Here is an 11,612-nt window from a genome sequence, read left to right as displayed (position 1 = left end):
GACAACCAGATCGGTGCCCGCATGAGCGTCCAATGGTAGGCTGAGGCCTTCCCCGCCCCCGCCTCCGCACACGGAGGCGGGGGCGGCGCACCTCGACGAGATGGTCTGCGGGATCGGCGGCAAGCGGATGTACCTGTGGCGGGCAGTCGCCGACGAAGGCGAAGCCCTGGACCTCGTGGTCCAGGGCCGACGGGATACCGAGGCTGCATTGAAGCTTCTGAAGCGCCTGCTCCACAACCAGCCGGTCGAGCCCGAAACGCTCACGACCGACGGTCTGCTATCCTACATTCCTCACCACCCACGCGGCGATCTACAACACCTTCAACATCCAGCGCCATCTGATCAGCAGACCCACACCTCGCCGCTTTTGCGGCGTGGTGATGTCCGTTTGGGCCGCCGCTGTTGCCTGATCTCAGGCAGGGTAGGGCTGGCGTAGTGAACCTGTCAGCACCTGCCGGGCGGCTAAACCTTGGGCTAACAGCACGGTCAGGGCCCTACTTGAAGGTCTTGAGCCAGTCCGTGAGCAGGTCGTGCCGTATCGTCCCTGTCGCCATGGCCACATTTGCCGTGGGTTTCAAAGGCTCGACCTCCGCCGGAGAGTACCCGAACCGGCCCCGGAACAGGCGACTGAAGTGGGTCGGTGAGGCGAACCCGTACCTGTCGGCGATATCAGAGATGGTGGGGGTTCGACCCATGCGACGTCGCAGTGCGCTGCGCGCGTGGTGAAGCCGCCGGTCCTGAACGAAGCGACTAACGCCTCCCTCGCCGTCAAATGAGCGGTAGAGCGTTGCGCGCGACACGCCGGCGGCCGTTGCAATGGCCCCAATGTCGATATCGCCATTGAGCAAGGCCAACTGTTTCTCGATAAAATCCCCGGCCGCAAGGCGCACGGTGCTCTGGAGCGCGACCAGTTCGGCGGTGCCGATGGGTAATTTCGCGTCCGTGATGCTGGAGAGGATAACAATGAGGGCCTGGACCCCGGCATTGACGTTCTGGTCGGAGAGGTCCCCGGCCACGTCCTGAAGACCCCGCATGTGGACAGCGATCAGCCTTGCCTGCGGGCTCCCGGGCGGGAGCACCAGGCCATGCATGTCGGTAGCGAGCAGGGCGGGGGGCGCTATCGTGCGAGGAATCAGGATTGTGTCGACATGAACCTCCAAACGCGAGGCGGAGAGACGGCCGAGATCGCGCAGCTGGACCGCTCCGGCCGCGGCCCTGACCTCGCGGCCATCACAATCTGCCACCACGGGCAACTGATTGATGAGGATATTGAGCCCGTCGACGTCTGACCGACGCAAGACCGCGGTGGTCCGCGCCAGGGTCTGGAGAACGGAACGGCCACGACCGATCGCGCCCATGTCGCAGAGGGTGGTCCGGGTTGCGTTGAAGAAATGGGTCCGGTCGTGGCCGCTGATCCCGGAGACTTCGTAGAGGTCGGCCATGCCGACGAGATAACGCTCAAAGGCATCGGGAAGGGTCTCGGTCGATACATCCCAGGCAATCGTACGCGAACCACTCAACTCAACACCTGAAGCCCCGGCCTGCCTATACTGGTACGTGCTGCGAACCCTGAGGGAGGCCGGCAGAGCTTTTTGTCCGCAACATATTGTCAATACGGGACAAAACTTGGAATTTCCAGACACTCTTTCCGCGAATTCACCGCTGGTGCTTTTCGCCGTGGCAAGAAGATTTTCGTGCCGCCGCGGCCCCAGGCGCAGGCTGTGCGGCGCGTGATTCCGGAGCCCGTTTCGCCGCCGGGCAAAGAAGTCCTGTTCATCCCGGGTGGTCTGGCCGCCGGACCAGAGACGATCTGGCTCCGCCCGATAATCGTGTCACCTCGCAAACCGGGGCGAGCAGGTAGTGGGCCGCAGACAGGCGATCTGGCACATCTGTCGTACAAGGTCTGATTGAATTCCCGCTAGAGGCGATAAACCCCGCCGTCCGTACGGGCAGGGGCGGTTCCGGATGGGGGTATCACAGAGAGTGGGAGCGGATCAGGATGGGGTCGGGCTCCTATCTGATCACATGAACCGGAGGAGGGCAGATCCAACAAGCTTAGCTATTTCTGATATTTCCATGGTGGCCATTCTTATCACCGGGAGTTTCGCCGTCTTTTTCGCATCCCTGCAGCCGTGATCGGGATGCGGTAAAAGCCCATCCGCCATGGTGAATGAAACATTACCATAAACGTCTCATTCATTGAGATTCTCAGACATTCCTCCTTCCAAAGCTCAGTGTTAGTCACGCACTGGGGGGTTGTAACCCTCCACGGCATGTCCAGTTTGGCCCGCCGTTCAGTGCCTTGTCCGATGGACGGGGTTGGGTGGGTGGACGACATGGCCGGTAAGATTTCCAAGCGCGCAGCGAGCGTGACCTCTGGCGCGCGCGACGAGGTCCTCTGCGACAGTCCGCGGCGCATTCGTGTCGGCCTGTTGGCATCGACGGCGCTGATCGCAGCGTCCCTGGCGGCGTCGGGAGCCATGGCCCAGACGACGGTCGTCCCCAGCCCCGGCGATCCGGCTCCGGGGCAGACCGCCATCGCCGGCGGCACGACGCTGCAGCTCAACAACACCAGCGGAAGCGTGAACTGGCTCGATGGCTATGTATTCACCGGCTCCGGTACGCTTGAGACCAACACGACCGGTGCAAGCTCGTTCGCACTCCGCAGCGAGATGCGGATGTCGGCGGGCGGGGTGCTCAACGTCAACACCGGCTCCTTCGGAGGCAGCTCCGACGGCCAGGGCTACTGGGCCAACAACCTCGGAAGCCTGAACATCAATGCGGGCGCGACCTTCGACGGCGTCGAGGGCACCATCTTCATCGACGCCCTGACCGGTTCCGGCCGGCTGGCCGGCGGATTCGCCGGTTCACGGACCACGACGATCGGCGTTGCCAACGGCTCCGGTACGTTCAACGGCGTCATCACCGACAGCGTGGTGGCTGGCACCCAGCCCACCTGGATTCTCGCGCTGACCCACGTCGGCACGGGCACCCAGACCCTGACGGGCGTCAATACCTATACCGGGGCGACGACCATCACGGGCGGCACCATCGCCCTGAGCGGCTCCGGCTCGATCAGCCCGTCGGGTTCCCTGAGCATCGCCTCGGGCGCCACGTTCGACATCTCCGGCCTCTCGGGCGGGACGACCGTCAACAGTCTTCAGGGCGCGGGATCCGTAATTCTCGGCGCGAACACGCTTACGGCGACCGGGGCCTCGAGCACCTTCTCCGGCTCCATCACCGGCTCGGGTGGCTTTACGCACACCGGTGCCAACACCCTGACGCTGACCGGCACGAACAATTGGACCGGTGTCACGACGATCAGCCAGGGCATCCTCGCAGGGACGGCCAGCTCGATCTCGGGCAGCAGCATCGTCGTCGACGCCGGTGGCTTCGGGCTGCAATATAACGATGTGGTCGCGGGCACAGTAACCCAGAACATATCCGGCACCGGCCTTGTAAACGTCCAGAGCTCGGCCGCTCTGACCTTCACGGGCGACATCACGACCAACGGTCGGCTGCTTCTGAACAACTCCAACGCAAACGTCACGCTCGCCGGTACGCGGAGCGGCGGTACAGATCGCGCGGTCGACGCCGTGGGAACCTTCACGGTCACCGATACGGGCCAGGTGCTCGGCGGCGCCTATATCGGCGTGTCGGCCACCAACTCGGCCACGGTCAACAATTTCGGGCTGGTGTCCACGACCGGGACCAGCGGGACCGGCGTCGGGCTGGGCTCGGCGATGCGCTTCACCAACCAGTCGGTGGTGAACAACGGCTCGCTTGCGGACGCCATGGCGTCGATCACGGGCATCGAGAACGGCGTCTATACTGAAACCACGGCCTCATCGACGGTCAGGAACTATGGCTCGATCACCGGCACGAACGCGTCCGGCGTTCGCGCGGCAGGCGCGGGCGCGCTCAACCTTACCAACTACGCCGGTGGCTCGATCACCGGCGGAACCGCTGGCGTGTTTTCTTCGGGCGCGCTGACGCTCGTCAACACCGGGACGATCAGCGGCGTCTATGGCGTCGACAGCGACGACGGCGTTGTGACCCTCACCAACGCTGCCGGGGGCGTCATCAGTGGCACAACGGCCGGAATCCGTCTGGCCAGCGACGACCTTGCGACCCTGAATCTTAACCTTGGATCGACGGTGACGGGCGGCATCGTTTCCACCAGTTCCGGAGACCGCACCACGGTGCTGGCGGGCTTTGTGACCGGCGGATATGACGCGTCGGCCGGGTCGGGCGTCGATACCTTCACCCTGTCCTCCACCGGCTCCATCACCGGAGCGGTGAATCTCGGCGGCGGCAACGACATCTTCAACTGGCAGGGCGGGACGATCGGCGGAACGATCGACGGCGGCAGCGGCAATAACACGTTCAACGTCGTGCTCGGTGCCGGCAACTCCGCCTCACGCGCCGCGAACGCGACGACCAACTTCTTCCTGCGGGACCTGCAGTCCGGCACGCTGACACTCACCGGCGCCAGCGCCTCTACGGGGCAGGGCTGGACGGTGCGGAATGGCGCGACGCTCAATTTCGACACCAGCGCATTCAACGTGGGGGGCGGCTCCTACGCCGTCATGACCTACGGCGGAACCGTCAACGTGCTGGCGGGCGCAGTCGTCTCCGGCCCGAACAATTTCGCCGCGACCTTCACGGCGGGGAATCCTGTCGTCTTCAACAACGCGGGCACGATCAGCGTCGACGGCAACATCTTCCTGTCCAACGGCTCGCGGATGGACGTCACCAACTCGGGCACCATGACGGCCGCCTCGTATGGCGGCGTGGTCTTCTCGAGCGGCGGCGGCACGCTGACCAACACGGGCACGATCACCGGCGGCAGCTTCACCACCGCGAACCTCGGCTCCGCGGTGAGCGCGACCAGCGCGGTGACCATCAACAACAACGGCTCGGGCATCCTCCAGACGAGCACGGGCGGTCCGTATACGGTCAGGTTGGGTGCGGGCAGCACGGTCAACAACGCGGCTGGCGCAATCATCCGGCAAGTCGCCGCCAACCGCGGCGCGGCGATCAGCGCGACCGGCACAGCGACAGTCAACAACTCAGGCCTGATTTCGACCGCTTCCACGACGGAAGGCGCGATCAACACGGGCGGTGCCCTGACCCTCATCAACAGCGGAACGATCACCGGCGGCGCGTATAACGTTTATACCAACCAGGGCACCCTGACCAACGACGGGACGTTGTCGGGTGCCGGGATATCGTCGATCTACCTGTTCAACGGCGGCACGGTCGTGAACAATGCGCTGGGCGTGATCAACGGAAGCGGCTCGTCCGGCTTTGCGATCGACGGGCTCAACGGCACCAACTCGGTGACGAACAATGGCCTGATCACCGGCGGCACCAGCGGTGCCATCCGGTTCCAGGCCTTCGGCGGGCAAACGCTCAATCTGAACGCCGGTTCGACCACCACCGGCAGCGTCACCTCGATGTTCGGCTCCCTGACGGGGACCATCGCCGGCGCGCTGAACGGTGCCTACATCGGCGACAACGGGGGCGTTGGAACTCCGCTCGACAACCTGACGATCGCGGCAACCGGCGCGATCGACGGCGGAGCCACCGGCATTCAGACCAACCGCGGTCTCACCCTGGTGAATTCTGGCTCGCTCACGGGCTCCAGCTTCGCGATCAACGCCACCGGGACCGCCGCAGCCGATGTCAGCCTCCGGACCGGTTCGACGACCAGCGGGGCAATCCAGCTGGGCTCGGGGAACGACACGCTTCAACTCTATAACGGCCAAGGCACCGGCAACGGCGGAACCCTCGGCGCCGCTATCTTCGGAACGGCCGACCTCGGCGGCGGGACCAATACCCTGCGGCTGCGTGGGGCGGGCGACGGCACGGCCGCTAACGGAACGGCCGGACTTTATGATCTGGGCGGCGGATCCGTGATCGGGGCCTCGATCCTGTCCAAACTGGACCTCGGCACCTGGACCCTGACCGGCGACGGCGCGGGCCTCACCACGATCAACGCCGGCGACGGCGGCGGCAATGACGGTCTGCTGATCCTGAACGGCACGGGTCTGACGGCCGGCATCAACATCAACGGCGCCACGGTGCGCGCGATGAACGTCGCGGCGCTGGGCACGGGCCTGATCACGATGATCAACCCGACACTGCAGTTCGGGGCGACCGGGACCTATACGAACGCGATCTCGCTGGCGGCCTCGGACCCGGTGAACGACCCGACCAACCTGCAAACCTTCGGGACCGGGATCACCGCCACCCTCAGCGGCGTCATCACCCAGGCGACCGCCGGCCAGCCGTTGGTCTTCAGCAGCGTGGACGCCAATGGCGTCGCCAGCACGGGGACCTTCGTCCTCACCAATACGGGGAACAGCTGGACCGGCCAGACGCGGATCCAGGCCGGAACCACGCTTCAGGGCCTGACGACCACCATCTCGGGCGGCAGCATCCTCAACAACGGCACCCTGAACTACAATCAGAACTTCACAGGCACGGTGAGCCAGGCGATTTCCGGCTCGGGGTCCTTGCTGGTCGACGGGGGAGGCTATGTCTCCCTGTTCGGAACCGGAACCTTCACGGGTGGCACGACCGTTAACGGGTCTACGCTGCAGATCGGCGACGGTGCCACTGGTGGTTCGATCACCGGGGCCATCACGCTGGCCAACAACGCGCGTGCGACCTTCGTCCGCACCGACAACTTCAACTTCATCAGCAACATCTCCGGTTCGGGCGACATCCGGGCACTGGGCACGATCACGCTGAGCGGCGCGATCACCACGTCCGGATCGATTCTGATGGACTCGGGCGGCGTCGCGAACGTCACCCTGGCCGGAGCCCGCTCCGGTGCCAACGTCACCGCCGTGACGATGAGCGGCCCCTTCAGCACGCTGAATGTCGCCAACACCGGCTCGATCCAGGGCGGCCAGTTCATCGCCGTGCGTATGGCGAGCGGCGGCTCGACGCTGAACAACCTCGGCTCGATCACAAATATCGGCACGGGCGGTGATGGGACGATCGGCGCGTCCGTCTACGTCTCGAGCGCTTCCGGGACCACCACGATCAACAACGGGTCGCTGACCGACACGGGCGCTGGCTCGTTGATCCGGGGTTGGAACGCGGGGGTTCGCCATCAAGGCGGGACTGACACCCTGGTGGTCAACAACTACGGCCACATCATTGGCGACCAGTACAACGGCATCGAGAACAGCGCCGGTAACCTGACCGTCAGCAATTTCGCGGCCGGCCTGATCCGGGGCCAGTACACCGGGATCGTCGGCGGCGGCGTCATGAACTTTACCAACGCCGGTGTGATCTCATCGACGGATGCCTCGGGCAACGGCATCACCAGCGCCGGCGGCACGCTGATCCTGAACAACCAGTCCGGCGGCCTGGTCGCAGGCGGTGCGATCGGTGTCCTCGCGAACGGCGGCTCGACATCGATAACCAACGCCGGACAGATCACGGCCCAGACCGGGGCCGGCATCCAGGCGGGAGGCGGCACGCTGGCGCTGAACAACCAGGTTGGCGGTTCCATTTCCGGCGCGACCTTCGGGGTCCGTTCGGTCGGCGCGATCAGCGGATCGAACGCAGGGACCATTTCCGGAACCACTGGCGACGGCCTGAACCTCTCCAACGGCGGCAACTTCACCAATGCGCTGGGCGGCACGATCAGCGGCCTCGGCACCAATAGCTGGGGCATCCGCAACACCGGAAGCACGCTGACGCTGGGCAATGCGGGCACGATCTCCGGTTTGGGCGACGGCATCTCCTCGACCGCGGGTCTGATCCTGACCAACTCGGGCACGATCAGCGGCACCGGCTACGCGGGCGTGGCGATCCGGGGCGGCGGCTCGGTGACGAACTCCGGCACGATCACCGGCAACGGCTTCTACGGCATCCAGAACGCCACCAACACCGGCACCGTCACCATCACCAACCAGTCGGGCGGCGTCATCGGCGGCGCGGGCTCGATCCTGATTGACGGCTCAAGCGCGACCATCATCAACCTGCAGGCGGGCTCGACCACCAATGGCCAGATTTCTGTCGTAGCTGCCGGCGGCGTCACGGCGACCATCGCCGGAACCCTGAACGGCGCCTATAACGCCGGCTCGACCTCAGGCATCGACATCCTGACCCTGGCCAGCACGGGGTCCATGACCTCGGCCAACCTTGGCGGCGGCGCCGACATGTTCACCTATCAGGGCGGCAGCTTCAGCGGCACCCTGGACGGCGGGACCGGTACGGACAGCTTCGCTTCCACCCTCGGCGGTGCCGGGGTGGCGACGCTCTCCCTGACGTCGATCACCGGTTTCGAGACCTTCGCGCACAACTCGGGTCAGTTGACGCTGACCGGCGCGGGCGGCTTCTCAAGCGGCGCGACCGTCAACGGTGGGACGTTGCTGGTCAACGGCACGCTCTCGGCAGACACCCTGGTCAACAGCGGTGTCACGCTCGGCGGGACCGGCACGATCAACGGTGCCCTCACCATCGCCGACGGCGGCATCCTGACCGGCACCCAGGGCGGTGACCTCGCCATCGGTTCGCTGAACCTGTCCTCCGGCTCGATCATCAATGCGACCTTCAGCGGCGCGGGCGGCCCCGCCCTGTTCGCCGTTGGCGGCAACCTGACGCTGGACGGCACGCTGAACGTCGCCAGCAGTGGCGCCTATGGCTTCGGCGTCTATGGCCTGATGACCTACGGCGGCGTCCTGACCGACAACGGCCTGACCCTCGGCACGACGCCGGGCGGCGCGCAGCGTGTGTCGGTCCAGACCTCGGTCGCGGGCCAGGTCAATGTGGTCCATGCCCCGACGACCCTGTTGTTCTGGGACGGCGGAAACGGCGGCCAGCACGACAACGGCGCCGTCAACGGCGGCGCGGGCGTCTGGACAGCGGCCGGTTCGGAATGGACCGACGCCAACGGTCTGTTCAACGGCGCGATGGAGCCGCAACCCGGCTTCGCCATCTTCCAGGGCACGGGCGGACTGATCACGGTCGACGACGTGGCCGGTGCGGTCGGCGTCACGGGCATGCAGTTCGCGGCTGACGGCTATTCGATCCAGGGCGACTCGATCACCCTGGCCGCTGCGACCACGACGATCCGCGTCGGCAACGGCACCCTCGCGGGGGCCGGCTGGACGACCACGATCGGATCGGAACTGACCGGCACGGGCCAACTGGCGCAGACCGACCTCGGCACGCTGATCCTGACGGGCGACAACACCTATACCGGCGGCACCTCCATCGACACCGGCCGTCTCCAGATCGGCGCAGGCGGAACGACCGGTTCGATCCTCGGCGCGGTGACGTTGGCCAACAGCGGAACACTCGTCTTCGCGCGCAGCGACAACCAGGTGTTCAACAATGCCGTGAGCGGCACCGGCACCGTTGTGATCAATGGCGTCGTGACCCTGACGGGCCCGATCACCGCCACGAACGGCGTCAACGTCGGCACCGGCTCGGTCGCGACACTGTCGAACGTCAGCCTGACCTCGGGCAATGCGGTGGTCATGAGCGGCTCCAACGCGACCGTGAACGTCGCGAACGGCGGCGTGGTGCAGAGCCTGAACGGGACCGGCGTCTTCGTCACGGCCGCCAACGGTTTCGTCGACAACCTCGGCACGATCAGCGGCACCAGCACAGCGGTGCTCGCCAATGGTGACCTGACCCTGACCAACGGCGCTTCGGGCAGCATCAATGGCCAGTTCGCCATCAGCGCGGCGCAGAACCTGTATCTGACCAACAACGGTTCGATCGAAGCGACGGTCACCGCCTTCAACAACTCGGGCATCTACGCCGGCGGGACGGGTACAATCCTGAACACCGGCTCGATCACCTCGGGCACCAATGCGATCTACACCCAGGGTACGGGCTCGGTGACCAACAGCGGCCTGATCCGCGGCGGCGGCGCCGCTGCGACGATCCGGCTGTTCGGCGCGAACTCCAGCGTGACCAACCAGGCCGGCGGCGAGATCAACACAACGGGAGCCGGCGCCGGCGTCTATCTCGACGGCACCGGCTCCACCGTGATCAACGCGGGCATAATCCGTGGTGCAAACGCCGTGAACTTCATCTCCGGCGGCGGCACGCTCACAAACAGCGGCGGCCTGACCGGTATCAGTGGTTCCGCCTTTGTGGGCAACGGCGGCGCAGTGACTAACCTCGCCGGCGGCTCGATTACCGGCCAGCTCAGCGGCGTCACCTTCGTCACGGCGGCCGGCTCGGTCAACAACGCCGGGACCCTCGTCGGCACGACCGCGCATGGTGTGAACCTGAACGCGGGTGGTGTGGTCGACAACAGCGGCTCCATCAGTGGTGCCCTGGTCGGCGTTCGTTCGCTGGCCGGTCTCAACCTGACCAGTTCGGGTTCGATCTCCGGCGGCGGGAACGCCGTTGAGAGCCTCGGCGTCTTCAATGACACCCTGACCTTCCTGAACGGTTCGACGACGACCGGATCGGTGCTGACAGACGGCGGCGACGACCTGATTTCCCTGGCCGGCCTTCTGACCGGTTCCGTCAGCGCGGGCGCAGGTTCCGACACGGTCACCCTGTTCGGCACCGGCAGCTTCACCGGCGTCCTGGACGGCGGCGACGGCTTGGACTCCTTTATTCTGGACGGCGCGAATGCGGGCACGGTCGACATCTCGACCGTCCTGAATTTCGAGAGCCGCCGGATGCAGGGTTCGAGCACCTTCACCCTGACGGGAACGGACACGTCCAGCGTGGCCTGGGTGATCGACTCGGGGGTTATGAACGCATCCGGCGGTCTGGCGATCGGCGACGACGTGTCGGTGACGATTGGCGCGAACGGCACGCTGGGTCTTACGTCCACGGAAGTCATCGGTGCGCTTGAAGGCTCCGGTCTCGTCAACCTCGGCGGCTACACGCTCGGCGTCGCCAATGGCGGCTCCTACAGTGGCATCATCGGCGGTTCCGGCGGCCTGACCCTGCTGGGCGGCACGCTGACCCTTTCGGGAGCCAACACCTACAGGGGCCTGACCGATATCCAGGTCGGCACGCTGGCACTGGGCGCGTCTGACATTCTCTCGGATGAGACCTATCTCAGCATCGCGACGGGCGCGACGCTGGACCTCGGGGCGTTCACGGACACCGTCAGCGGGGCCGAGATCGCTGGAGCCTTGTCGGGTACCGGCACGCTGACCGCGAGCAACTATTTGCTGGACGGTGCCACGGTGAACGCGAACCTCGGTGCGGGAAACCTGTTCGGCGTGGGCACGGGGATCTCGTCACTGAACGGAACGAGTGGCGCGGGTCTGGTTTCGATTCAGGCCGGCACGCTGGCCCTCGGCGCGGTTGATCGCCTGTTGGACACCGCCACGGTCGCCGTCGAGACCGGCTCGATCCTCGATCTCCAGAGCTACAGCGACACGGTCGGCCTGGTCTATCTGAACAACAGCACCCTGGCCGGCACCGGCACGCTGACGGCGGCCGAGTACCAGCTGAACGGCGCGGCGGTGAATGCCAGCCTCGGCACCGGCAATCTGTACAACACCGGCGGGGTTTCGATCCTGAACGGCACGGCCGCAGCCGGGCTGGTCTCGGTCCAGGCCGGAACCCTGCGTCTGGGGGCTTCGGAGCGTCTGGCCGACACGGCA

At 65.7% G+C, this 11,612-nt stretch carries 2 protein-coding genes and 1 pseudogene; 2 read left to right on the top strand and 1 reads right to left on the bottom strand.

The annotated features are described in order from the left end of the window. Window positions 1–82: 82 nt before the first annotated feature. A pseudogene (locus PSV00_RS11645) lies at window positions 83–410 on the top strand (DDE-type integrase/transposase/recombinase); the annotation flags it as partial. Between the two features lie 84 nt (window positions 411–494). Here PSV00_RS11645 and PSV00_RS11640 read toward each other — a convergent pair. After that, entirely contained in the window at window positions 495–1,520 is a 1,026-nt protein-coding gene (locus PSV00_RS11640; protein ID WP_300447365.1) for a helix-turn-helix transcriptional regulator, read from the bottom strand. An 816-nt stretch (window positions 1,521–2,336) separates the two neighbouring features. Here PSV00_RS11640 and PSV00_RS11635 point away from each other — a divergent pair. Continuing rightward, the coding region (locus PSV00_RS11635; RefSeq protein WP_300447362.1) for an autotransporter-associated beta strand repeat-containing protein at window positions 2,337–11,612 on the top strand (9,276 nt) is incomplete at its 3' end.

This window comes from Brevundimonas sp., assembly GCF_029945885.1.
Taxonomy (GTDB): domain Bacteria; phylum Pseudomonadota; class Alphaproteobacteria; order Caulobacterales; family Caulobacteraceae; genus Brevundimonas.
The sequence above is the reverse complement of the archived record's forward strand: the minus strand, read 5'-3'. Positions and strand labels throughout refer to the sequence as shown.